Raw genomic sequence first — 23,666 nt, 5'->3', positions numbered from 1 at the left:
AGTGGCCGCCACTGGCGCCGGTGGGAACCCGCACGAGTCCGGCCCGCCTGCGCGGGGACTGCCCTCCGGCGGCAGCAGTTCATCCGTTCTTCATCCACCGGGTTGGCCGGCGTGGGACACGGGAATTTTGGCGTGTGCATGCTCTGTCCGCACCGCCGCCCCCGCCCTTCCCCCACCGGAGGTTGATGTGTCCGGCAGTTCCGGCAAGTCCCTGTTCCACCGCGGCCGTACCGCCCTGGCGTCCGCCTTCGCCCTCGCGGCCGTCTCCGCGGGCCTGTGGACCGGCCTCGGCGGCTCCTCGTCCGCGCAGGCCGCGGCCGGAGTCCCGAACCCGGACCACGTGGTCGTGGTGGTCTTCGAGAACCACGCCTACAGCCAGGTGATCGGCTCCTCCAGCGCGCCGTACATCAACTCGCTCAAGTCCGGCGGCGCCAACCTGACCCAGTCGTACGGCCTGACCCACCCGAGCCAACCGAACTACTTCGCGCTGTTCTCCGGCTCCACCCAGGGCATCACGGACGACAGCTGCTACACCCCCGGCTTCTCCTCGGCCCCCAACCTCGCCTCCGAGCAGCTCGCGGCGGGCCGCACCTGGGCGAGCTACAACGAGTCACTGCCCAGCCAGGGCTCGACCACGTGCAGCAGCGGCACCTACGCCCGCAAGCACAACCCCTGGTTCGGCTTCGGCAACGTGCCGACGTCGTCCGCGTACACCTTCGCGCAGTTCCCGGCGGACTACTCCACGCTCCCCCAGATGTCCTTCGTGATCCCCAACCTGTGCAGCGACATGCACGACTGCTCGGTGTCGACCGGCGACACCTGGCTCAAGAACAACCTGGGCGCGTACGCCACGTGGGCCAGGACCCACAACAGTCTCCTCGTCGTCACCTTCGACGAGGACAACCGGCTCAGCGGCAACCGCATCCCGACCGTCCTCTACGGCCAGCCGGTGACGCCCGGGTCGAGCAGCTCCACCACGTACAACCACTACGACCTGCTGCGCACCCTGGAGGACACCCAGGGCCTGGCCGCGCACGCGGGCAACGCGGCCTCCGCCCAGGACATCACCGGCATCTGGGCGCCCTGACGTGTACGTAGCGGACAGCCGCGCGAGCGCCCCCGGCGCCGCCGTGCCGCCCGCGGACGGCGCCGTCCGGTCTCCCGCCGGTCGGCGCCGTGCCGCGGTCGCCCCCACGGTCCTCGCGCTCGGCACGGTCAGCCTGATCACGGACGTGTCCTCGGAGATGGTCACGGCGGTGCTGCCGCTGTACCTGGTGGCGGGGCTCGGCCTGACCCCGCTCGGCTTCGGCCTGCTGGACGGCGTCTACAACGGCTTCTCTGCGCTGGTCCGGCTGGCCGGGGGCCACCTGGCCGATCGGGGCGGGGGCCGCCACAAGTGGGTCGCGGGACTGGGCTACGGCCTCTCCGCGCTCTCCAGGCCGCTGCTGCTGGTGGCCCACACGGTGACACCGATCGGCCTGATCCTGGCCGCCGACCGCACGGGCAAGGGGCTGCGCACGGCACCCCGGGACGCGCTGATCTCGCTGGCGAGCACCCCGCGCACGCGCGGCCGCGCCTTCGGCGTGCACCGGGCCATGGACACGGCGGGCGCGCTGCTGGGCCCCCTGGTGGCGTTCGTCATCCTGCGCGTGACCGTGGACGGCTACGACGCGGTCTTCACGGTGAGCGCCTGCGTGGCCGCCGTCGGCGTACTGGTCCTGGTGCTGTTCGTACCGGGCGGGCAGGCCGGGCAGGCCGGGCAGGAAGCCGACCGGCCGGCCGGGGACGTGGCCGAGCGACCCGCCCGGGAAGTGGCCGGACATGTGGCCGGGCGACCGGCCGAGGATGCGACCGAGCGCGTGACCGAACTACCCGCCCGCGACGACGAACGCCCCACGCCACGCCCCGCACCCCGCCCCACCCTGCGCGCCGCGCTCGCCCTGCTCCGCCGCCGCGACCTGCGCCGGATCACGGTCTGCGCGCTGCTGCTGGGCCTGGCGACGGTCAGCGACTCCTTCGTCTACCTGCTCCTGCAACGGCGCCTCGGCGTCCCCGACCGCTGGTTCGCCCTGCTGCCGCTCGGCACGGCGGCGGCCTTCCTGCTGCTGGCGGTGCCCCTGGGGCGGCTGGCCGACAGGATCGGCCGCCGGCCCGTGTTCCTGGCGGGCCACGGGGCCCTGCTCCTCGCCTACGCCCTGCTGCTCACCTCCTCCTGGCACGGCAGCCGCGTGCCCGGCCTGCCCTGGGCGGTGCTCCTCCTGCACGGCGCCTTCTACGCGGCCACGGACGGCGTCCTGATGGCGGCGGCCTCGGAGAGCGTGCCGCGGGAGCTGCGCTCGTCGGGGCTGGCGCTGGTCCAGACGGGCCAGGCGCTGGCCCGGTTCGCGTGCTCGCTGGGCTTCGGGGCGGCCTGGACGCTGTGGGGCGACCGTGCGGCGCTCACGGCGTCGACGCTGGCGCTGGCCTCGGCGGTGTGCGCGGCCTTCGCCCTGACCCCGCGTCCGACCCGGGAGAACGCACGATGACCGAGCGCACGACGACGGCACGCACCCGCGTACTGATCCTGCTGACAGCCGCCGCCCTGCTGGCCGCCGTCGGGGCGGCATCCGTCCTGCACGCCTCGGCGCGGGCCGAGCGCCGGGACCGGACGCAGGCGGGCGGCCCCGCGGTGACCCCGGGAGAGGTGACGCTGACGGACCCCGGCCGCATGGTCTTCCGCAATCTGGCCTGGGGCCCGCAGCGCGACGAGCTGACCACGGTCCCGGCAGCCGACCCGGCCGGCCCGCGCACCGCCTCGGGCGTCAAGTGCCTTCGCTTCCACGCCGCTTCGGGCACCGGGGTGTGCCTGCAGGCGGTGCACGGTCCGGTCTCGGACACGTACCGCGCGGTGATCCTCGACGCGCGCCTGAGGGTGAGGGCCCGCTACGACGTCCCGGGCATCCCGTCCCGCGCCCGGGTCTCGCCGAGCGGCCACTTCGCGGCCTGGACGGCGTTCGTCGGCGGCGACAGTTACGCGGGCACGGACTTCTCCACCCGCGCGGCGATCGTGGACGTCCGCACGGGCCGGCTGATCCGGTCCCTGGAGAGCTTCCGGATCATCAGGGACGGCCGTACGTACGCGTCCCCCGAGGTGAACTTCTGGGGCGTGACGTTCGCCCGGGACGACCGGACCTTCTACGCGACGCTGGCGACGAAGGGGCGGACGTACCTGGTCCGAGGCGACCTGCGTACGCACACGGTCACCACGGTGCACCCGAACGTGGAGTGCCCGTCCCTCTCCCCCGACGGCACCCGCATCGCGTACAAGAAGCGGGTGCCGGGCCTCCCCAAGGACGCTCCCTGGCGGCTGTACGTCCTCGACCTGCGCACGATGCGGGAGACCCCGCTCGCGGAACCCAGAAGCGTCGACGACCAGGCGGTCTGGGAGACGCCCCGCACCCTCGTCTACGCCCTCCCCGGCGACTTCGGAGCCGACCTCTACGAAGTCCCGTCCGACGGAACCGGCCACCCACGGCGCATCAGCGAGGCGGCGGTGTCCCCGGCGTACACCGGCTCGTGACCCGCGCCGCCGTCCAGGATGCGGATGCCGTCGGCGGCGGTGATCCGTCTCGGCCGCTCCATCCAGTCGACGCCCTCGTACTCGTCCGGAGCGACCGCAGGTCGGTCAGGGCCTGCGGGCGTGGAAGGTGCGGCGGAGGTCGCTCACCCAGGCGTCGGGGTTCTCCCAGGGGATGAAGTGGCCGCCGTGGTCGTGGGCGTTGACGTTGACGTGGTTGAACCAACCGGCCTGCGGGCCGGTCTTGAACGCCCGGACGCGCTCGTCGGCGGTGTGGATGCCGGGCGGGTTCTCGTACGTGACGAAGGTGAGGCCGACCGGGGCCTGCACGACCGGGGTGCGGTCGTGGGCGGGGGCCCAGGGGTAGCGGTTGGCGTTGGCGTAGTAACGCATCGACGTGGCGATGGAGTTGTTCACCCAGTAGATCGTGGCGTGGGTGAGCAGGTCGTCCTTGGTGAAGACGGACTCGACGTCGCCGCCGTTGTCGCTCCAGGCGTTCCAGCGCTCCAGCAGCCAGGCGAGCAGTCCGGCGGGTGAGTCGCTCAGCCCGTGGGCCAGGGTGGCGCCGTCGAGCATGTGCACGGTGAGGTGGGACGCCGAGCGGTGGTCCAGCTCGATGACGCGGGCGCGGACGTCGGCGGGCTGGTCGTCGGTGAGGGGCCGGTTCCGGGCGAAGTCCCAGGCGCGCGGGCCGGTGAAGAAGTCGAGCGGCAGCCCGGAGCCGATGTGGATGCCGTACAGCTCGTCGGCGTACTTGTGGCCGAGCTGGCTGGAGACGATCCCGCCGATGTCGCAGCCCCCGGCGGCGTACTTCCCGTATCCCAGGGTCTCGGTCATCAGGGTGTGCCAGAGGTCGGAGACCTTCCAGAAGTTGACGTCCGGAAAGCCGGTGAGCGGGCCGGGGAAACCGAAGCCGGGCAGGGACGGCACGATGACGTCGAACGCGTCGGCGGGGTCGCCGCCGAACGCGGCCGGGTCGGCGAGCGGGTCGATCACCTTCGACCAGTGCCAGAACGTCCACGGCCAGCCGTGGGTGAGGATCAGCGGGATCGGGCGAGGGCCGCGGCCGGGCTTGCGCATGAAGTGCACCGGGACACCGGCGACGCTCACCCGGTAGTGCTCGTGGACGTTGATGGCGGCCTCGGCCTTGCGCCAGTCGTAGCCGTCCCGCCAGTAGGCGACCAGCTCGCGGAGGTAGCTGTCCGGGACGCCGTAGGACCAGTCGTCGTTCCCCTCGTCCAGCGGCGGGCGGGTCGATGTGAGACGGGCGCGCAGGTCGTCGAGGACCTCGTCGGACACGTGGATCGGGGTGGGCTCCAGCGGGAAGGCGGGCGGGGTGGTCATGGCGTGGTCCCTTCTGGACAGGGGGAAGCGGTGCCGTCAGCCTGTCGGGTGATCGGGCGGCGAGCCAGGCCATTTCGAGCAGTGCGCTCCAGCGCCGGACGGACCGAAAAGCGGCCCAGAGACGGCCCGGGACGGTGAGACGCGTGGGGGCCGACGGTCCGTGACCGTCGGCCCCATGCGCCGCATACGCGGGAAACCCGCCTCGACCTGCGCCTACAGCACCGGCAGGTTCTTCCGCAGTTCGAAAGCCGTCACCTCGGAGCGGTACTCCTCCCACTCCTGCTTCTTGTTGCGGAGGAAGAAGTCGAAGACGTGTTCGCCGAGGGTTTCGGCGACCAGGTCGCTGCGCTGCATGAGGGCCAGGGCCTCGCCGAGGTTCTGCGGGAGGGGCTCGATGCCCAGGGCCCGGCGCTCGGCGTCGGACAGGGCCCAGACGTCGTCCTCGGCGCCCGGCGGCAGCTCGTACCCCTCCTCGATGCCCTTCAGGCCCGCGGCGAGGAGGAGGGCGTAGGCGAGGTACGGGTTGGTGCCGGTGTCCAGGGAGCGGACCTCCACGCGCGCGGAGCCGGTCTTGCCCGGCTTGTACATGGGGACGCGGACCAGGGCCGAGCGGTTGTTGTGGCCCCAGCAGATGTACGAGGGGGCCTCGCCGCCCGCGCCGGCGGTGCGCTCGGAGCCGCCCCAGATGCGCTTGTAGGAGTTCACCCACTGGTTGGTGACCGCCGAGATCTCCGCCGCGTGGCGCAGCAGGCCCGCGATGAAGGAGCGGCCGACCTTGGAGAGCTGGTACTCGGCGCCGGACTCGTAGAACGCGTTCCGGTCACCCTCGAAGAGGGACAGATGGGTGTGCATGCCACTGCCGGGGAACTCCGAGAACGGCTTCGGCATGAAGGTCGCCTGCACGCCCTGCTCCAGCGCCACCTGCTTCATGACCAGGCGGAACGTCATGATGTTGTCCGCCGTGGACAGCGCGTCCGCGTACCGCAGGTCGATCTCCTGCTGGCCCGGGGCGCCCTCGTGGTGGGAGAACTCCACCGAGATGCCCATCGACTCCAGCATGGTGATCGCCTGGCGGCGGAAGTCCATGCCCACGTTCTGCGGGGTGTGGTCGAAGTAGCCGGAGTTGTCGGCCGGGGTCGGGCGGCTGCCGTCGACGGGCTTGTTCTTCAGCAGGAAGAACTCGATCTCGGGGTGGGTGTAGAAGGTGAAGCCCAGGTCGGAGGTCTTGGCCAGGGCGCGCTTGAGGACGTAGCGCGGGTCGGCGAAGGACGGGGAGCCGTCCGGCATCAGGATGTCGCAGAACATGCGGGCGGTGCCGGGGGCCTCGGCGCGCCAGGGCAGGATCTGGAACGTGGAGGGATCGGGCTTGGCGATCATGTCGGACTCGTAGACCCGCGCGAAGCCCTCGATGGCGGAGCCGTCGAAGCCGATGCCCTCGTCGAAGGCCTGCTCCAGCTCGGCGGGGGCCACGGCCACGGACTTCAGGAAGCCCAGCACGTCCGTGAACCACAGGCGTACGAACCGGATGTCGCGCTCCTCCAAGGTCCGGAGCACGAACTCCTGCTGCTTGTCCATCTTCCGCTTCCCCATCCTTGCTGGTCAGGCCGCCTGTCTCCCGTACCACAGGAGGCGGTAGGGCACCTGAGCATCCCACCACAACACCATTTCATGCGCGTTGCGGACCTTGATCGCCCGGCCGTCCACGGCGTGAACGCCCCGCGTACGGCAGGTGTACCGCTCCGCTGCCCATCTTGCCTGCTCGCACCGACATCCGTAATGGCCGACAACCACCCATAGTGATCGACACCACTCCTCCATAATTTGCATCTTAAATGCAAGTTTCAATAGCGTGCTGATCAGTCGAGCACGAGGAGTCCCGATGCTGTCCGAGCCGTCCGCAGCCACCGTCCGCGCCACCCTTCCCGCCGTCGGCGCGGCCATCGGCGAGATCACCGAGCGCTTCTACGCCGGCCTCTTCGCCGCCCACCCCGAACTGCTGCGCGACCTGTTCAACCGCGGCAACCAGGCCGCAGGCACCCAGCGCCAGGCGCTCGCCGGTTCCATCGCCGCCTTCGCCACGTACCTGGTGGAGCACCCCGACCAGCGGCCGGACGCCATGCTCAGCCGGATCGCCCACAAGCACGCCTCGCTGGGCATCGCCCCCGAGCAGTACGAGGTCGTGTACCAGCACCTCTTCGCCGCCATCGCCGACGTCCTCGGCGAGGCCGTCACCCCCGAGGTCGCGGCCGCCTGGACCGAGGTCTACTGGCTGATGGCGAACGCCCTCATCGCCATCGAGAAGCGGCTGTACGCGGAGAGCGGCAGCCGCGACTGGCGGGACTGGGAGGTCGTCGAGCGCGTCACCGAGACGGCCGATGTCGTCTCCTTCCGGCTCCGCCCCGTCGACGGCGGCCCGGTGGCCGACTTCCGGGCGGGCCAGTACGTCTCCGTCCGCGTCGAACTCGCCGACGGCGCCCGGCAGATCCGGCAGTACAGCCTCTCGGGGGCGCCGGGCTCGCCGGTCCGGCAGTTCAGCGTCAAGCGGGTGCTGGGCGAGACGACGCCCGACGGCGAGGTCTCCAACCACCTCCACGCGCGCGTGCGCGAGGGCGACGTCCTCCAGCTGTCGGAGGCGTACGGCGACCTGGTCCTCGACGACGCCGTCGACACGCCCCTGCTGCTCGCCTCCGCGGGCATCGGCGTCACCCCGATGGTCGCGATGCTGGCCCAGCTCGCGGAGACCGGGCAGCGCGCCCCGGTGACCGTGGTGCACGGCGACCGCTCCCCCGCCGACCACGCCCTGCGCAACGACCACGAGGCGTACGCGGCCAAGCTGCCGGAGGCGTCCGTGCACTTCTGGTACGAAGGGGGCGTCGAGGACGCCGGGCCGGGCGTCCGGACGGGTCTCGTGGACCTCTCCGAGGTCGACGTGGCACAGGGCACGCGCGCGTACCTGTGCGGTCCGCTGCCCTTCATGCGGGCGGTGCGGGCCCAGCTGATCGAGAAGGGTGTGGCCCCGGCGGACATCCACTACGAGGTGTTCGGGCCGGACCTCTGGCTCGCGCAGGGCTGAGACGGCAGACGGCCCGGGCCGGGGCGCCCCGAGCGTCCCGGCCCGGGCCGAGGCGTTCGCGGGCGGACGGCCCGGAGCGGGGCGTTCGCGGGCGGACGGCCCGGAGCGGGGCGTTCGCGGCCGACGGCCCGCGTCCGGGGCGAGGCGCGGGGGCCGAGCGGGCCGGGCCGAGGCGCGCGAGGTCGACCGGGCGGGGTCGGATGGACAGGGCCGGACGGGCGGGACGCAGAAGCGTGCGGCCGGACGGGTGCGGCCCATAGGCGTGAAGCCGAACGCGGGCGGGGCCCAGAGGCGTACTGCCGGACGGGCGAGAGGCCGGGAGCACGTGGGCGGAAGGGCCCCCGGCCGGAAAGCGTGCGGACGGGCGGGCCTGGGCGGGCACCCCTTCACGGGGCCCCTCACGTGGCGGCCCCGCCTCCCCTCACGGAGCCCTGGTGATCCCCAGCAGCAGCGGGCCGGTCGGTGCCGCGACCATGTCGGCCAGGGTGAGCGGGTCCAGCGAGGCGAAGAACGCCTCCTGGGCCCGGTGCAGGGCCCCCCGGAGCCGGCACGCCGCCTTCAGCGGGCACGGGGAGGTGCCCCCGCCCTCGCAGTCGACGACGTCACCCGCCCCCTCGAAGGCGCGCACCACGGCGCCGACCGACACCGTGCGCCCCTCCTCCGTGAGCGCGAGCCCCCCGCCCCGGCCGCGCCGGGCCGTGAGCAGCCCCCTGTGGGTCAGTTCGGCGACGACCTTCGCGGCATGGGTGTAGGGCACGTCCATGTCCGCCGCGACCTCCCGGGTCGTGGGGGTCGAGTCACCCGTGACGGCGAGCCGCATCAGGACGCGCAACGCCAGGTCGGTGGAGCGCAGCAGTCGCATCCGCCCAGCGTAAATAAATTGCATCGACGCTTCAACTTTCCGACGGCCCGCCCGGGCACGCACCGGCCGGCGGACAGGAAATTCGTATCTTCGGCCAGTCCCGCGCCCTCCCTGCATACACGGCCGCCCGCCCCACTACGATCAGCGGACCCGTTCCTCCGCCTCCCCAAAGGACTCGCCATGGGTTCCGCCAACAAGACCGGCGCCGAGCAGCGCAAGGCCCGCATAGAGGAGATGCGCCGTGCCGAGCGCTCCCGGGAGCGCCGCAACCGGATCCTGACCGTCGCGGCGAGCGTGGTCGTCGTCGCCGGTCTGGTCGTCGGCGGCGTGGTGCTCGTCCGCTCGCAGGGCGGGGACAAGAAGGACACCGCCGCGAGCGACGGGAAGAACCCGGGCGACAAGGGCCACTTCGCCGTCGGCAAGGACGGCGTGCGCGCCTGGACGGGCACGCTCTCCCGCACCCACGTCAACACGCCGGTCTCCTACCCGATGCACCCGCCGGTGGGCGGCAACCACAACCCGGTCTGGCTGAACTGCAACGGCGACGTCTACACCCAGCCGGTCAAGGACGAGAACGCCGTGCACTCGCTGGAGCACGGCGCGGTCTGGGTGACGTACACCGCCAAGGCCGCCAAGTCCGACGTGCAGGCGCTCGCGGCCAAGGTGAAGAAGACGCCGTACACGCTGATGAGCCCGTACGAGAACCAGGCGGCGCCGCTGATGCTGTCGGCCTGGGGACACCAGCTCGCCGTGAAGAGCGCCGACGACCCGGCCGTCGACAAGTTCTTCGCCGGCTACGTGCAGGGGAAGCAGACTCCCGAGCCGGGTGCCTCCTGCACCGGCGGGACGATGAAGTGAGCAAGCACGTCGGCTGGATCGCCGGGGCCGCCGCGGCCGTGCTGGTCGCGGCCGGGGCGATCACGTACGCGGTCGCCGAGGACGCGGGCTCGGACTCCGGCGGCGGGACGCCCGCCGCCGACTCCGCGGACGCCGGTTTCGCCCGGGACATGGCGGTCCACCACCAGCAGGCCGTCGAGATGTCGTACATCGTGCGCGACCGCACGAGCGACCCCGAAGTGCGCCGCCTCGCCTACGACATCGCGCAGACGCAGGCCAACCAGCGCGGGATGCTGCTGGGTTGGCTCGACCTGTGGGGGCTGCCGAAGGTGTCGGCGGATCCGCCGATGACCTGGATGGGCATGGGTGACATGGCCTCCGGCGAGGACGGCGCGCTGATGCCGGGCATGGCGACCGACGGCGAGATGAAGAAGCTGGGCGAACTGAACGGCAGGCGGGCCGAGGTCTTCTACCTCCAGCTGATGACGGACCACCACAAGGGTGGCGTCCACATGGCCGAGGGCTGCGCCGCCAAGTGCACGGTCGGCGTGGAGAAGAAGCTCGCGCAGGGCATGGTCGAGGCGCAGCAGTCCGACATCCGGCTCATGGCCGACATGCTCAGGAAGCGCGGCGCCACTCCCCGTTCGTAATACCGCCGCCCGGACGAAAGCCTCAATTCACCCAGAATGACGGTCTCTTGGGCTTCTCTTGGCCTGCCCATTCCCCTGGCATGAACGGTTCATCGAAAGAGTGAGCGCGTCGTGTGATCCTTCGGGGTCAAACCGCCGCGGCCTCTACGCGGATCACACCATGACCGACCACTCATTGCGTTACATGCGATCCGCATGGGGGTTCTATGAGATCCAATCGCGCCATGGTGCGCGCCTCTGTGAGCATGGCGGCGACGCTGCCGATGCTCGCCGGCGCGCTGGCGCTCGGCATACCCGCGGCGCACGCCACGGGCAACCCGGGCCGGGACGCGCTCGCGGGCACCAAGCCCTTGTGGGCCACGGCCAAGGCGGACAAGGGGGCGGCTTCCGACAGCGCCCTGGTCAGTGCCCGGGTCTTCCTGGCCGGCCGCGACGCCCGCGGCCTGGCCGACTACGCGAAGGCGGTCGCCGACCCGTCCTCCGCCGCGTACGGCAAGTACCTCAGCGCCAAGCAGGCGCAGGCGCGCTTCGGCGCGACCAAGGCCCAGGTGGCCGCGGTGAAGGGGTGGCTGAAGGCGGCGGGTATGAAGGTCACCGCCGTGACCCCGCACTACATCGCCGTCACGGGCGACGTGGCCGCCGCCGAGAAGGCGTTCGGCACCCAGCTCCACAACTACGCCAAGGGCTCGAAGACCTACCGCGCGCCGTCCTCGACGGCCTCGGCGCCCGAGGCGCTCAAGGGCGCCGTCCTGACCGTCACCGGCCTGGACAACGCCCCGCACAAGGCGAGCCACAAGGACCAGCTCCCGCCTCCGGACGCCGTGTTCAAGAACTCCGGGCCGTTCTCGTCGTACTACGGCTCGAACATCGCGAGCACGCTGCCGGACGCGTACGGCACGAAGATCCCGTACGCGGTCAAGGGCTACACGGGCAAGCAGCTGCGTGCCGCCTACGGCGCCGGCAAGTACACCGGCCAGGGCGTCCGCATCGCCATCACCGACGCGTACGCCTCGCCGACGATCGCCTACGACGCCGCCACCTACGCGAACAAGCACGGTGACGCCGCCTGGACGACCGGACAGCTGCGCCAGGTACTGCCGAAGAACTACACGAAGACCAAGGAGTGCGGGGCCGCGGGCTGGTACGGCGAGGAGACCCTCGACGTCGAGGCCGTGCACGCGGTCGCGCCCGCCGCGAACGTCACCTACGTGGGTGCCGCGTCCTGCTACGACGACGCTCTGCTCGACTCGCTGAGCAAGATCGTCGACGGTCACCTGGCCGACATCGTCTCCAACTCCTGGGGCGACATCGAGGCCAACCAGACGCCGGACCTCGCGGCCGCCTACGACCAGGTCTTCCAGTTCGGCGCGGTCGAGGGCATCGGCTTCTACTTCTCCTCCGGTGACAACGGCGACGAGGTCGCCCACACCGGTACGAAGCAGGTCGACACCCCGGCCAACTCGGCCTGGGTGACGGCGGTCGGCGGCACCTCGCTGGCGGTCGGCAAGGACAACACGTACCAGTGGGAGACCGGCTGGGGCACCGAGAAGGCCACGCTGTCCGCGGACGGCAAGAGCTGGACCAACTTCCCGGGCGCCTACACCTCCGGTGCGGGCGGCGGCACGAGCAGGACCGTGGCGCAGCCGTACTACCAGAAGGGCGTCGTCCCGAACGCGCTGGCCACGGCGAACAACGCCGCGGGCAACCGCGTCGTGCCGGACATCTCGGCGATCGCCGACCCGAACACCGGTTTCAAGGTCGGCCAGACGCAGACCTTCCCGGACGGCTCGCAGCAGTACAGCGAGTACCGGATCGGCGGCACCTCGCTGGCCGCTCCGGTGATCGCGGCCGTCCAGGCCCTCGCCCAAGAGGCGCGGGGCGGCAAGGCGATCGGCTTCGCCAACCCGACGATCTACGCCAAGTACGGCTCGAAGCTGTACCACGACGTGACGGACACCCCGACGGGTACCGAGCTCGCCGTGGCGCGCGTGGACTTCCTCAACGGGTTTGACGCCGCCGACGGTCTGGCCACTTCCGTCCGCAGCCTCGGCAAGGACAGCTCGCTCAAGGCCGTGAAGGGCTACGACGACGTCACCGGCGTGGGCACGCCCGCGAACGGCTACGTCGACTCCTACCGTCGCCACTGACCTCAGGTCAGCGGCTCGGCACGGCCGTGTGCCCGTCCCTCGTTCGCGAGGGGCGGGCACACGTGCGTGTCCGGGGGCGGGCGCACCTGCGTGTCAGGAGGCGGGCGCCCGTGCGCGCCCGGATCAGGTCGCGTCCGGACCGCTCGGGCCGTCGCCGACCCGGTACGCCTTCGTCCACGTCTCGCCGCACCGGCAGCGGGAGTGCTCGAGCAGCTCGCCGTCCTCGGAGACGCCGAAGCCGTCCTTGAGGCGTATGTGGACATGCTCAGCCATGGGGCCTCCTTTTCCTTTGTCCGGATATCAACCGATCCTCGCCTCTCGCCCCCGTTGATCGCAGTGCCCTGGGTCACGTCCGGACCAAAAGCCCCTGTGTCGCCGGTCACCCTCTCCCCACCCCATCGTGTCGCTCTGACGATTACACTGGACCCGTGCCTCCGTTGAACTTCTGGTCGATCTATCAGCATGGCTTCGCCCGCGTCGCCGCGTGCACGGGTCACACCGTTATCGCGGACCCGCACGCCAACGCCGAAGCGGTCCTGCGCCACGCACGCCGGTGCACCGAGGAGGGTGTCGCCGTCGCCGTCTTCCCGGAGATGGTGCTGTGCGGCTACTCCATCGAGGACCTGCTGCTCCAGGACGCGGTCCTCGACCAGGTCGAGGAGGCGCTCCGGGAGGTGGTGGCCGGGTCGGCGGAACTGCTGCCGGTCCTCGTCGTGGGCGCCCCGCTGCGCCACCGCAACCGGGTCTACAACTGCGCGGTGATCGTGCACCGCGGCCGGGTCCTCGGTGTCGTGCCCAAGTCGTACCCGCCGAACTACCGGGAGTTCTACGAGCGCCGGCAGATCGGCGACGGCGCCGACGAGCGCGGCGGGTCGATCCGTGTCGGCGGCGAGACCGTGCCGTTCGGCGTGGACCTGCTGTTCGCCGCCGGGGACGTTCCCGGCCTGGTGCTGCACGCGGAGATCTGCGAGGACATGTGGGTGCCGGTGCCGCCCAGCGCGGAGGCGGCCCTCGCCGGTGCGACCGTCCTCGTCAACCTCTCCGGCAGCCCGATCACGGTCGGGCGGGCCGAGGACCGCAAGCTGCTGTGCCGCTCGGCGTCCTCCCGCTGCCTCGCCGCGTACGTCTACGCGGCGGCCGGACTGGGCGAGTCGACCACCGACCTGTCCTGGGACGGCCAGGCCATGGTCTACGAGAACGGCGTGCTGCTCGCCGAGACCGAGCGGTTCCCGCTCGGCGACAGTCACGCGGTGGCCGACGTGGACCTCGACCTGCTGCGGCAGGAGCGGCAGCGGATGGGCACGTTCGACGACAACCGCCGTACGCACAAGGCGCGGACCGACGACTTCCGGACGGTCTCCTTCGAGCTCGATCCGCCGTCCACCGACCTGGGGCTGCGCCGCCGCCTGGAGCGCTTCCCGTTCGTTCCGGCCGACGCCGACCGCCTCGCCCAGGACTGCTACGAGGCCTACAACATCCAGGTCGCGGGCCTTCAGCAGCGACTCGCGGCGATCGGCGGCCCCAAGGTGGTCATCGGGGTGTCCGGCGGCCTGGACTCCACCCACGCGCTGATCGTCGCCGCGCGCGCGATGGACCGCGCGGGCCGTCCGCGCAGCGACATCCTGGCCTGGACCCTGCCCGGCTTCGCCACCAGCGACCACACCAAGGACAACGCCCACAAGCTGATGGAATCGCTCGGGGTCACCGCCGCCGAGCTGGACATCACGCCCACCGCGCGGCTGATGCTGCGGGAGATGGGCCACCCGTTCGCCTCCGGCGAGCCGGTGTACGACGTCACCTTCGAGAACGTGCAGGCGGGTCTGCGCACGGACTATCTCTTCCGGCTGGCCAACCAGCGCGGCGGCATCGTGCTCGGCACCGGTGACCTGTCGGAGCTGGCGCTCGGCTGGTCCACGTACGGCGTGGGCGACCAGATGAGCCACTACAACGTCAACTCGGGCGTGCCGAAGACACTGATCCAGCATCTGATCCGCTGGGTCATCAGCAGCGGCCAGTTCGGCGAGGAGACCGGCGGGACGCTCGCCGCGATCCTCGACACCGAGATCAGCCCGGAGCTGGTCCCGGGCGAGGAGATGCAGTCGACGGAGTCGAAGATCGGCCCGTACGCGCTGCACGACTTCACGCTCTTCCACGTGCTGCGGTACGGCTTCCGGCCGTCGAAGATCGCCTTCCTCGCGTGGCACGCCTGGCACGACCCGGAGGCCGGCGCCTGGCCGCCGAACTTCCCGGAGGCCAAGCGGGTGGCGTACGACCTGCCGGAGATCCGGCGCTGGCTGGAGGTCTTCTGCCGCCGCTTCTTCGCGTTCGCGCAGTTCAAGCGATCGGCCATGCCGAACGGGCCGAAGGTCTCGGCCGGCGGTTCGCTCTCCCCGCGCGGCGACTGGCGCGCACCGTCCGACAGCAACGCGCGGGCCTGGCTGCGGGACCTGGCCCGGTTCGACGTGCCGGAGGCATGACGCTCAATCAGCCGGCTCCCGGCCGTCGGAGTAGACCACCAGCGTCTGTTCCGGCCGCTCGGCCACGTGGAAGGCGGTGTAGGCGAATTCGACCACCCCGCGTCCCGGGCACCGTAGCCGTTTCCGCCCGCCGTGCCGGGCCTGCACGTCGTACTGCGGCCACCAGGCACGGACTTCCGGGCTGCCCGCGTTCAACTCGTCGATCAGCCGGGTGTATCGGGCATCGCCCGGGTGGCGTCCGGCCAGGGCCCTCAGCCGGGCCAGCAGGCCGCGTGCCTCGGGTTCCCAGTCGACCAGAACGGCCCGGGCGGCCGGTTCGAGGAACACCCAGCGGGCGAAGTTCGCCGGCCGGTCCGCCACCGCGCCGAGGTTCGGGAACAGCTCGTCTGCCGCCCGGTTGCGGCTGAGCACGTCATAGGTGCCGCCGATGATGTACGCCGGATTCGGCTGGAGCAGGAGCGGGACGGCCGCCACCTCGGCGGCGAGCGGCTCGGGCTCTTCGGCGTCGGCCGCGGCCGCGTGACCGGCGAGCTGGAAGAGATGACCGCGCTCGTACCGGTCGAGCCGCAGCGCCGACGCGAGGGCGTCGAGCACCTGGTCCGAGGCGCGCACGTCCCGGCCCTGCTCCAGGTACGTGTACCAGGTGGCGCTGATACCGGCGAGCAGCGCGAGTTCCTCCCTGCGCAGGCCCGGGGTCCGTCGTCGGCCGGTGTGGGGCAGGCCGACCTGGTCAGGGGTGATCCGCTCCCTGCGGCTGCGAAGGAAGGCGGCCAGCTCACTGCGCTGATTCGGCTGCGTCTGCACTGCGGATGGCACCTCGGGTTCCAGGATGAGCAGATTCTGGATACCAGGCTAACGAACTCACAGACTGGATCCCGAGCGGAAGGTCCAGCTCAGACGAGAGAGGCGGACATGGTGTCGGGAATCGACGGCAAGGTCGTGGCGATCACGGGAGCCAGCAGCGGCATCGGCGAGGCGACCGCGCTGCTGCTGGCCGAGCGGGGCGCGCGGCTCGTCCTGGGTGCGCGCCGGTCCGAGCGCCTGGCGGAGCTGGTGGCGCGGATCGAGAAGTCGGGTGGCACGGCCGTGCAGACCCGCACGGACGTGACGCGACGGGACGACCTGCACGCCCTGGTCGCACTGGCCGGCGAGCGTTTCGGCCGGCTCGATGTGCTGGTCAGCAACGCGGGGGCCGGCACGATCTCGCCTCTGGACGACCTGCGGGTCGACGAGTGGGACCAGATGGTCGACGTCAATGTGAAGGGTGTGCTGCACGGAATCGGCGCGGCGTTGCCGGTCTTCAGGGCCCAGGGCGCGGGCCACTTCGTCACCATCGCCTCCACGGCCGCGTTTCGCATCGTGCCGGCCATGGCGGTCTACGCCGGCACGAAGTTCGCGGTCCGCGCCATCTGCGAGGGCTTGCGCCAGGAGGCCGGCGACTCTCTGCGGGTGACCACCGTCTCGCCCGGCGCGGTAGGGACCGACTTCGCCGAGGCGTCGACGAATCCGCAGGTCCGCACACAGGTCACGGAGATGCGGGACCGGATCGCGATCCCGCCCGAGGCGATCGCCCGAGCCATCGCTTTCGCCATCGAGCAGCCTGCGACCGTCGATGTGAACGAGATCGTGGTCCGGCCCACCGCCCAGAACTGACCCCGCGCGGCTTCGACTGCCCCTGGGCCCTCAGTTCACCTCTTCAGCGAGGCGACGAAGGGGGCCCAGGAGGCGGCGCCGAGGATGACGGCGGGGCCGTCGGGCGCCTTGGAGTCCCGGACGGGGACGAGGCCGGGGGTGTTGTGGGCGACTTCGACGCACTCCCCGCCGTCACCGTTGCTGAAGCTGCTCTTGAACCAGAGCGCGTCACTCAAGTCGACCCGGTTGCTTGCCATTTCGGTAATCCCCTGCCGCTGCCTTGATGATCGTCAGGGACGCCTCCGGTGACAGCGCGACGGCCCAAGACCGTCTGGTGCGAACTGGCGTGAATATCCACGGAATTGTGGCCTCCACCACGGCGAAAGCGATCTTGACCTGGTGAGATCACCGGGTGCTCGGTCTACTCCTCCGCGTCCTGCCCTTCTGGGTCCGCGAGCCTCTGCTCATCGTGATCGGGTCCGTTCTCGGCCTGCGCATCATGTATCTCGCCGTCCACGGTCACGACCTGGTGGCGGCCGGACTCGGGTTGGTGTTCCTCGTGTTCACCGCGATACGCGTCAGCGCGGTGGTCCGGGCGCTTCGCGCGCGCCGGAGCCCGGGTCCGGTGGCCTCCGCGGACGGGGCGGTGGCCGATGCTGCCGTCCAGGCCCACCCCCAGGCCCGGGTTCAGCCCGGAGCCGGAGCCGGGCCGCGTCCCGGTCCGGACACTCCGGAGAAGGAGCCCAACGCGTGGGGCCAGGCCGTGTCGGCCGTGGCCGTGGTCGGGGCACTCGCGGGCGCGCTGTGGGTGGCCCCGCACGTGCTGCCGTCCGCCGACAACACGCAGCGTCCCGCTTCCTGTTCGGGCACGGACCACGAGGAGCTGCCGAAGGCCTACAAGAAGACGCCTCGCCCTGTCACCGGTGACGAGCTGTGCGAGGCGCTGAACCGGCCCGACCTGGCCAGGCTCCTCGGAACGCCCGGAGAGACCGCGAACTCGGCTTCCGGCACCAGCAATACCGCCGCCCTGACCGATGGGAAGGTCGCCGAGCCGGAGGCCGAGGTCAGGTTCGACACGTACACCGTGAACCTCTCGGCCACGTACAACGAGCTGTCGACCGCCCAGTACGTGAGGCTGATCGACATCGCGGGTGACAAGGTCGAGAAGGACGTCAAGACCGTCAAGGTGCTCGGCCGGCCCGCGGTCCTCTCCTCGGACCACACCATGAAGTTCGAGATCAACCTCGGCAGTGATCACAACAGCGGGCCGGTCGAGGAGGGACCCCTGGCCAGGACGCTGTCCGTGGCCCTCGACCGGAAGGACCGGGGCGGCTCCTACGACATCACCGTGTGGAGCACGTCCGGCGCCCTCCCGGACGACAGGGTTCTCCTCCACATCGCTGAGAAGGTTCTGCCGACGATCCCCGAGCGGAGTGCTCAGTGAGCCGTTCCGCAGCCACCCCGGGCGAGGCTGCACCGCACGGCGGGTACGGCGGTTCGAGCGTCGAGACGACCGCGCACGTCGTCGTTCAGCAACAGGACGGACATCACGTCCTTCCTTTCCGTGAGACCAGCGCTGCCAGAGCCTCGGGAGCGCCCGGCTGGTCCCGGATGCCGGGGAAGGCGTTGATGTCCACGATCAGTGGGGCACCGTGGCCGCGGTCGATGACGTCCACGCCGTAGACGTCGAGGGAGAAGACCTCTCCGACGCGGTGCACCAGGGCCGGCCATCCGGGCGGCAGGTCGTCGAGGGGAAGCGTTCGTGTGGGGCCGCGTCCCTCGGGGGAGAGTTCGGAGCGGCGCAGGCCGGCGAAGAACTGGTCGCCGATCGCCCAGAGCTTGTGGTCCCAGCCTTCGTTGGGGGTGAAATCCTGGACCACGACCGGCTCGTCCGGATGGGCGGCGGCCAAGTCCCGCAGGTGCGACGGGCTGTCCACGCGAGCCACCACGTCGTGCCGCCGGCTGTGGCGGCTCTTGACCACCGCCGGTCCGGACAGCGCCGGCCCGGACGCGAGCCCGGCCAGGGTGGTGAAGGTGCGCGTGGCCGCGAAGGGGAGGCCGGCACGCAGGGCCAGCGCGGCCATGGACGTGCGGTCCTGGCACAGCGCCGTCGCGGCGGCCGAGTTGATCACACAGGCGCGCCGTCGCTCCAGGTCCCGGGCGAGTGCGAGGGCATGGGGCGTACGCGCCTTCAGCAGGTAGACGTCGGCGAGCGGCTCGGGGACGGGCAGCGGCGTCCGCGGATCCAGCACGTCCACGTGGTGGTCGGGCGCGAGCAGGGCCGCGGTGAGGCTCAGTAGCGGGTGGCTGGGCTCAGAGGTGATCAGGACGATTCTCATGCCGTCCTGCCTGCCGTCATGGGGACCGGAACGGCGCCGAGCGGCGGCTGCGCGGTCGCGGCCGTGGTGGTCCCGCCCGCGCCGGCCGCCAGGGCGAGGACGGCTCTTGCCAGCCGTACCGGCGCATCGGGGACCTGGCGGAAGCTGGGGAAGTCGTTCACGTCCACGACCACGGGGCCGTCCGGTCCCAGCACCACGTCCACACCGTAGAGGTCGAGGCCGTAGACCACGCCGACCCGAGCGGCGATCTCGGCGATCTCGGGCAACAGCGGCACGTGGCGCTCCCGTACGGCGTGGTCCGGGTGGAGCGGGGAACGGCGCTCAGTGGCGTACAGCTCGCCGCCGACGCTGTACACCTTGATGTCGACGCCGGAGTTGGGCACGTACGGCTGCGCGATGAGCATGCCCTCCCCCGCCAGTTCGGGGAGCATCTCGGCGAGCCGGCGCGGAGAGGACACCAGGTGCACGGCCCGGCCTGAACTGCCGTCAGCCGGCTTGACCACGATCGGAAACTCCGACTCGGGTATCTCCAGCAGCAGTTCGGGCTGCGCGGCCGCGTAAGTGGCGGGCAGGGGCAGCCCATGGCTGAGGCCGATGACAGCCGCGAGCGCCTTGTCGCGCACGCCGCGTATCGCCCGGACGTCGTTGATCGTCGTCAGGCCGGCCGAGGCAGCCGCTTCGAGGAGGGTGAGGCCCGGACCGCCGGAGACGGTCTTGAGCACCCAGGCGTCATGGACGCTCGTCTGTACGGCCTCCGTCAGGTGCAGCAGGGAGCCGCCGGGACGCACCACGTCCACGTGGTGTCCCCACAAGGTGAGTTGGTGGATCACCTCGACCGGCATACCGTCTTGGCGATACTGCTCCTCCACCAGAAAGCAGAACTTCATCGTTCGTCCCCGTCACCGCCGGGCGGCCGCCTTACCGCCTGTCGTCCGGCAGTCCGTCATGTCGTGTGGCGTCACAGGATGTCATAACCGGGCGGCTACGCAGTCGTCCGCGGTCGCGGGGCATGCGGGCAGCGCCATGGCCGAGGATCCGGACGGTCAAGCGGAACGGGAGAGCTGTTCGCACACCCACGCAGGATCGGGGTTGACATGCGGCTGCCCGCCCACGACCACGGTCGGCACGGTCTCGTCGCCCTCGTTGGCCGCCCTCACCGCCGCAGCTCCGGCCGGGTCACGCCAGATGTTGACCCAGTGCAACTGGCGGGCGCGACGGCCCAACCGAAAGCGCAGGCGCAGACAGTAAGTACAGCCCGGCCGCCAGAAGACGACAGGCCGGCCGTCGGCCGCGCCGAGGCGTTGTGCTTCCACAGCTCCGATCGACCTCGGAAAAACGAGAGGCGAGTTCACGCCTGCGATCAGCACGAAAAGCAGCAGGGCGGCTACGGCGCCAAGGCTGCTCCCCTCGGAGGCCAGTCCGGCCGCAACGACTGAGCCACAGAGCACGAACGACAGCGGGAGGAGCCAAGCACGCATCACGAAGACGAAGGCTACCGCCCGACCGGAGCCGGCCCCCAGACCAGGCAGTGCGAACACATCGCGATCGACTGCCGCCCTTCTGCGCGGCATTGTGCGGCCTGTTGTCGCGGCCGGGGGGATGAAGTACCGTCACCCGACGTGAACACCGGATCGGCGCTGCGCCACACACGGATCGGCTACCCGGTGGGCGGCTGATCGCGCGGTGGGTGCGGACAGGGCACCCCGGTTCGGCACGCGGACCTCCCGACGCTCGTGCACCACGAGTCCGTTTCCCGTGCCGAGCGACAGCGAGGTCAGCGACATGACAGTCACGTTCAACCACACCATCATCGCCGCCAAGGACCGCTCCGAGTCTGCCGGGTTCTTCCGGGAGCTGTTGGAGCTTCCGGAGGCGCCCTCCTGGGGTCTGTTCACCAACATCCAGCTCAGCGACGGCGTGCTGCTTCAATTCGCCGAGCCGCCGGTGGAGATCCAGATGCAGCACTACGCGTTCCTGATCGACGACGAGCTGTTCGACCGGGCGTACCGGCGGCTGTGCGAGCGCGGCATCGAGCACTGGGCCGATCCGCAGATGCGGCGCCCCGGCGAGATCAACGACGAGCACGGCGGTCGAGGGGTGTACTTCAAGGACCCCGCCGGTCACGCGATCGAGCTGATCACCCGCCCGTACCTGTAGCCGACGGAGGGCCTGGCCGGGCGCCCGGAACGGGGCGCCCGGCCAGGCAGCCGTTCACCCGCCGTCGGTGGACCGGGGCGGGTCGGCGGAGGGGACGCAAGGGAGGCGGGGCCCCTCGCTCAGTGGTGCAGCACGCCCGACTGCTCGGGCACATGGGTCGCGACCACACGGCCGGCGTGGGCGGCCTCGCGGCGCCGGTCCACCAGGCGGGCGACGGCCGCCACCGCCAGGCCGAGCACCGCCAGCGCCGCCCCGGCCAGCGCGGGCGAGGTCACGCCGAAGCCCGCCGCCAGGGCGAGCCCGCCGATCCACGCGCCGCCCGCGTTCGCCAGGTTGAAGGCCGCCTGGTTGGCGGAGGAGGCGAGGGACGGGGCCGCCGTGGCCTTCTCCATGACCATGAGCTGGAGCGGGGAGCCCGTGACGAACGCGGCCATGCCGAGCAGCGCGACCCCCAGGGCCGCGCTCCACCCGGCCGTCATCAGCGCCGGGAAGAGCAGCAGGACGACCACCAGCGAGGCCAGGCCGCCGAACAGCGTGCCGCGCAGGGAGTGGTCCGCGAGGCGGCCGCCGAGCAGGTTGCCCGCCGTCGCGCCGACGCCGAACAGCGCCAGCAGCAGGGTCACGTCGGCGTGGCCGTAGCCGGCGGCGTCGGTGAGCATCGGCGTGATGTAGCTGTAGGCGGAGAAGAGGGCGCCGAAGCCCGCCACGGTGGTGGCGAGGGCCAGCCAGACCGGCAGCGGACGCAGGGCGGCCAGTTCGCCGCGCAGGCCGCTCGACGAGGCGTGCGTGTGGTCGTGCGGGATCAGCAGGGCCAGCGAGACGATCGCCGCCAGGCCGATCGCGCTCACCCCGAGGAAGGTGGCCCGCCAGCCGAGGTGCTGGCCCATGAGCGTGGCGACGGGGACGCCCGCGATGTTGGCGACGGTCAGGCCGAGGAACATCAGCGAGACGGAGCGGGCCTTGCGCTCCGGCGCCACCATGTTCGTCGCCACCACGGCGCCCACGCCGAAGAAGGCGCCGTGCGGCAGACCGCTCAGGAAGCGGGCGCCGAGCAGGGACTCGTACCCGGGGGCGAAGGCGGACAGCGCGTTGCCCGCGACGAACAGGGCCATGAGGCCGATCAGCACCGTGCGCCGGGACAGGCGCGCGGTGACGGCGGCCAGCAGCGGGGCGCCGACGACGACGCCCAGCGCGTACGCCGAGACCAGGTGGCCGGCGGTCGGGATCGAGATGTGCAGGTCGTCCGCGACGTCGGGCAGCAGCCCCATCATCACGAACTCGGTCGTACCGATGCCGAAGGCGCCCACGGCGAGGGCGAGCAGGGCCAGGGGCATGAGGGACCTTTCGTTGCAGTGTTCCGTACAGCGTAACGTCAATATGTTCACTGACGGAACAAAGCCTGCCAGGCCCGGTATTCCAGCGGGTTAAGACCCGGTTGCGGATCGGGGGACGTTCACCCGCGCCGCCACCGGAAGGTGGTCGCTGCCGGTGCGCGGCAGGGTCCAGGAGCCGATCGGCTCGACGCCCTTGACCATGATCTGGTCGATCCGCGCCATCGGGAACGACGCCGGCCAGCTGAACCCGAACCCGCTGCCCGCCGCGCCCTGCGTGGAGCGCATCTGGGAGGTGACCTCGTTGAGCGACCGGTCGTTCATGGTGCCGTTCAGGTCGCCGAGCAGGATCTTGCGGGGCAGCGGCTCGGCGGCGATGGCCTCGCCCAGCGCGTCGGCGCTCTTGTCGCGCTGCCGGGCGGTGAACCCGGCGTTCACCTTCACCCGCACCGACGGCATGTGCGCGACGTACACCGCGACGGGGCCGTACGGCGACGCCACGGTGGCGCGCATGGCCCGCGTCCAGCCCAGCTTGATGTCGACGCCCCGGACGTCGGCGAGCGGGTACCTGCTCCACAGCCCGACGGTGCCCTGCACCGAGTGGTACCGGTAGGTCCCGGCGAGCGCCTTCTCGTACACCGGGACCGCCGACGCCTTCAGCTCCTCCAGGGCGAGCACGTCGGCGCCGGAGGCGGCCACGTCGCGGGCGGTGCCGGCCGGATCGGGGTTGTCGGCGTTGACGTTGTGCGTGGCCACCGTGAGGTCGCCCCCGGTGGCCGTCTTGTCGGTGAGCAGGCCGCCGAAGAGGTTCACCCAGACCACCGCGGGCAGCAGGACCGCGATCAGCGCGGTCGCCGACCTGCGCACCAGGGCCAGGAGCAGCAGCACCGGGACGAGGAGCCCCAGCCACGGCAGGAAGGTCTCCGTGAGGCTGCCCAGGTTGCCCACGCGGTTGGGGATGCGCGAGTGCAGCAGCATCACCAGGGCGAGCACCAGCGCGACCGCGGCGGTCAGGACGCCCCGCCGCCAGATCCGCGGGTCGCCGCGCCAGCCGTCGAGCAACCGGTCCGCCAGGCGCCGAAGCCGGGAGCCCCGGTGCTCGGGCTCCGAGCCGCCGTTGTCCGTCTCCGTCATGTACGCCTGCTGCGCCATACCGCTGCCTCACCGCCTGCCGTGCACACCGTCACCCCCGGGTTACGACCCTAGGGGATGATCGGCTCCGTTCCGCCGTTCCATGACGGCCGTACGGGCACGAGGACGA

General features: G+C 71.4%; 22 protein-coding genes. 11 read left to right on the top strand and 11 right to left on the bottom strand.

The window, feature by feature from the left end:
• The first annotated feature begins 211 nt into the window (after positions 1-211).
• From ACIQ9G_RS03350 to ACIQ9G_RS03340, 3 genes are read left to right on the top strand one after another with little or no spacing between them, the layout of a single operon-like run.
• Positions 212-1,087 (top strand): alkaline phosphatase family protein, encoded by an 876-nt coding sequence (locus ACIQ9G_RS03350; RefSeq protein WP_403606758.1) that lies wholly within the window; start codon positions 212-214, stop codon positions 1,085-1,087.
• A gap of 1 nt (position 1,088) precedes the next feature.
• A complete protein-coding gene (locus ACIQ9G_RS03345) occupies positions 1,089-2,525 on the top strand; it encodes an MFS transporter (protein ID WP_403605532.1) in 1,437 nt (478 codons plus the stop codon).
• Positions 2,522-3,559, top strand: coding sequence for a TolB-like translocation protein (locus ACIQ9G_RS03340; RefSeq protein WP_403605529.1), 1,038 nt, complete (start codon positions 2,522-2,524; stop codon positions 3,557-3,559). Before ACIQ9G_RS03345 ends, ACIQ9G_RS03340 begins: the two co-directional genes overlap by 4 nt.
• A 105-nt stretch (positions 3,560-3,664) precedes the next feature.
• Here ACIQ9G_RS03340 and ACIQ9G_RS03335 read toward each other — a convergent pair whose 3' ends face one another.
• Positions 3,665-4,900 carry an epoxide hydrolase family protein gene (locus ACIQ9G_RS03335; protein WP_403605526.1) on the bottom strand — a complete coding sequence of 412 codons (1,236 nt, stop codon included), beginning with the start codon at positions 4,898-4,900 and terminating at the stop codon, positions 3,665-3,667.
• Positions 4,901-5,113: 213 nt separating this feature from the next.
• A complete protein-coding gene (gene glnA / locus ACIQ9G_RS03330) occupies positions 5,114-6,475 on the bottom strand; it encodes a type I glutamate--ammonia ligase (RefSeq protein ID WP_403605523.1) in 1,362 nt (453 codons plus the stop codon).
• Positions 6,476-6,779: 304 nt separating this feature from the next.
• Here glnA and ACIQ9G_RS03325 point away from each other — a divergent pair, with 304 nt between their 5' ends.
• On the top strand, positions 6,780-7,973 hold the full coding sequence (locus tag ACIQ9G_RS03325) for a globin domain-containing protein (protein WP_403605519.1): 1,194 nt from the start codon (positions 6,780-6,782) through the stop codon (positions 7,971-7,973).
• A 421-nt stretch (positions 7,974-8,394) separates the two neighbouring features.
• Here the strand turns inward: ACIQ9G_RS03325 and ACIQ9G_RS03320 are convergent, their stop codons facing one another.
• Positions 8,395-8,835, bottom strand: coding sequence for an RrF2 family transcriptional regulator (locus tag ACIQ9G_RS03320; protein WP_403605516.1), 441 nt, complete (start codon positions 8,833-8,835; stop codon positions 8,395-8,397).
• A gap of 180 nt (positions 8,836-9,015) precedes the next feature.
• Here ACIQ9G_RS03320 and ACIQ9G_RS03315 point away from each other — a divergent pair, with 180 nt between their 5' ends.
• The 3 genes from ACIQ9G_RS03315 (at position 9,016) to ACIQ9G_RS03305 (ending at position 12,469) form a co-directional block, all read left to right on the top strand.
• Complete coding sequence (locus ACIQ9G_RS03315; protein WP_403605513.1) at positions 9,016-9,693, top strand: DUF3105 domain-containing protein; 678 nt, start codon at positions 9,016-9,018, stop codon at positions 9,691-9,693.
• Positions 9,690-10,322: a DUF305 domain-containing protein gene (locus ACIQ9G_RS03310; RefSeq protein WP_403605510.1), complete on the top strand. Its 633-nt coding sequence runs from the start codon at positions 9,690-9,692 to the stop codon at positions 10,320-10,322. The genes ACIQ9G_RS03315 and ACIQ9G_RS03310 overlap by 4 nt, the downstream gene beginning before the upstream one ends.
• A 206-nt stretch (positions 10,323-10,528) precedes the next feature.
• Complete coding sequence (locus ACIQ9G_RS03305) at positions 10,529-12,469, top strand: protease pro-enzyme activation domain-containing protein (RefSeq protein ID WP_403605507.1); 1,941 nt, start codon at positions 10,529-10,531, stop codon at positions 12,467-12,469.
• A 123-nt stretch (positions 12,470-12,592) separates the two neighbouring features.
• Here the strand turns inward: ACIQ9G_RS03305 and ACIQ9G_RS03300 are convergent, their stop codons facing one another.
• Positions 12,593-12,742 carry a hypothetical protein gene (locus ACIQ9G_RS03300; protein ID WP_403605504.1) on the bottom strand — a complete coding sequence of 50 codons (150 nt, stop codon included), beginning with the start codon at positions 12,740-12,742 and terminating at the stop codon, positions 12,593-12,595.
• 155 nt (positions 12,743-12,897) lie between these two features.
• On the opposite strand from ACIQ9G_RS03300, the gene ACIQ9G_RS03295 reads away from it, so the two are divergent.
• A complete protein-coding gene (locus ACIQ9G_RS03295) occupies positions 12,898-14,946 on the top strand; it encodes an NAD(+) synthase (RefSeq protein WP_403605501.1) in 2,049 nt (682 codons plus the stop codon).
• 3 nt (positions 14,947-14,949) lie between these two features.
• On the opposite strand, the gene ACIQ9G_RS03290 is transcribed toward ACIQ9G_RS03295, so the two are convergent.
• Complete coding sequence (locus ACIQ9G_RS03290) at positions 14,950-15,750, bottom strand: helix-turn-helix transcriptional regulator (protein WP_403605499.1); 801 nt, start codon at positions 15,748-15,750, stop codon at positions 14,950-14,952.
• A 111-nt stretch (positions 15,751-15,861) separates the two neighbouring features.
• Between ACIQ9G_RS03290 and ACIQ9G_RS03285 the strand changes: the two genes are divergently transcribed.
• Positions 15,862-16,599: an SDR family oxidoreductase gene (locus ACIQ9G_RS03285; protein WP_403606756.1), complete on the top strand. Its 738-nt coding sequence runs from the start codon at positions 15,862-15,864 to the stop codon at positions 16,597-16,599.
• A 35-nt stretch (positions 16,600-16,634) separates the two neighbouring features.
• On the opposite strand, the gene ACIQ9G_RS03280 is transcribed toward ACIQ9G_RS03285, so the two are convergent.
• Positions 16,635-16,835, bottom strand: coding sequence for a DUF397 domain-containing protein (locus ACIQ9G_RS03280; protein ID WP_403605497.1), 201 nt, complete (start codon positions 16,833-16,835; stop codon positions 16,635-16,637).
• 155 nt (positions 16,836-16,990) lie between these two features.
• On the opposite strand from ACIQ9G_RS03280, the gene ACIQ9G_RS03275 reads away from it, so the two are divergent.
• Positions 16,991-18,022: a DUF6215 domain-containing protein gene (locus tag ACIQ9G_RS03275; RefSeq protein WP_403605494.1), complete on the top strand. Its 1,032-nt coding sequence runs from the start codon at positions 16,991-16,993 to the stop codon at positions 18,020-18,022.
• Positions 18,023-18,125: 103 nt separating this feature from the next.
• Here ACIQ9G_RS03275 and ACIQ9G_RS03270 read toward each other — a convergent pair whose 3' ends face one another.
• From ACIQ9G_RS03270 to ACIQ9G_RS03260, 3 genes are all read right to left on the bottom strand, one after another.
• Positions 18,126-18,917 carry a RimK family alpha-L-glutamate ligase gene (locus ACIQ9G_RS03270; protein ID WP_403605491.1) on the bottom strand — a complete coding sequence of 264 codons (792 nt, stop codon included), beginning with the start codon at positions 18,915-18,917 and terminating at the stop codon, positions 18,126-18,128.
• Entirely contained in the window at positions 18,914-19,804 is an 891-nt protein-coding gene (locus ACIQ9G_RS03265; protein ID WP_403605488.1) for a RimK family alpha-L-glutamate ligase, read from the bottom strand. Before ACIQ9G_RS03265 ends, ACIQ9G_RS03270 begins: the two co-directional genes overlap by 4 nt.
• Before the next feature lie 156 nt (positions 19,805-19,960).
• Positions 19,961-20,398, bottom strand: a complete 438-nt coding sequence (locus tag ACIQ9G_RS03260) for a glutaredoxin domain-containing protein (RefSeq protein ID WP_403605486.1) — start codon at positions 20,396-20,398, stop codon at positions 19,961-19,963.
• Between the two features lie 301 nt (positions 20,399-20,699).
• On the opposite strand from ACIQ9G_RS03260, the gene ACIQ9G_RS03255 reads away from it, so the two are divergent.
• The gene (locus ACIQ9G_RS03255) at positions 20,700-21,074 is read left to right on the top strand and encodes a VOC family protein (RefSeq protein ID WP_403605483.1); all 375 of its coding nucleotides are present in this window, start codon (positions 20,700-20,702) and stop codon (positions 21,072-21,074) included.
• 119 nt (positions 21,075-21,193) lie between these two features.
• Here the strand turns inward: ACIQ9G_RS03255 and ACIQ9G_RS03250 are convergent, their stop codons facing one another.
• Entirely contained in the window at positions 21,194-22,408 is a 1,215-nt protein-coding gene (locus tag ACIQ9G_RS03250; protein ID WP_403605480.1) for an MFS transporter, read from the bottom strand.
• A 90-nt stretch (positions 22,409-22,498) separates the two neighbouring features.
• Entirely contained in the window at positions 22,499-23,557 is a 1,059-nt protein-coding gene (locus tag ACIQ9G_RS03245) for an endonuclease/exonuclease/phosphatase family protein (protein ID WP_403605477.1), read from the bottom strand.
• Between the last annotated feature and the right edge of the window lie 109 nt (positions 23,558-23,666).

It is taken from the genome of Streptomyces sp. NPDC096152 (assembly GCF_044763235.1).
In the GTDB taxonomy this organism is placed as follows: domain Bacteria; phylum Actinomycetota; class Actinomycetes; order Streptomycetales; family Streptomycetaceae; genus Streptomyces.
This window is presented reverse-complemented; position numbering and strand designations above follow the sequence as displayed.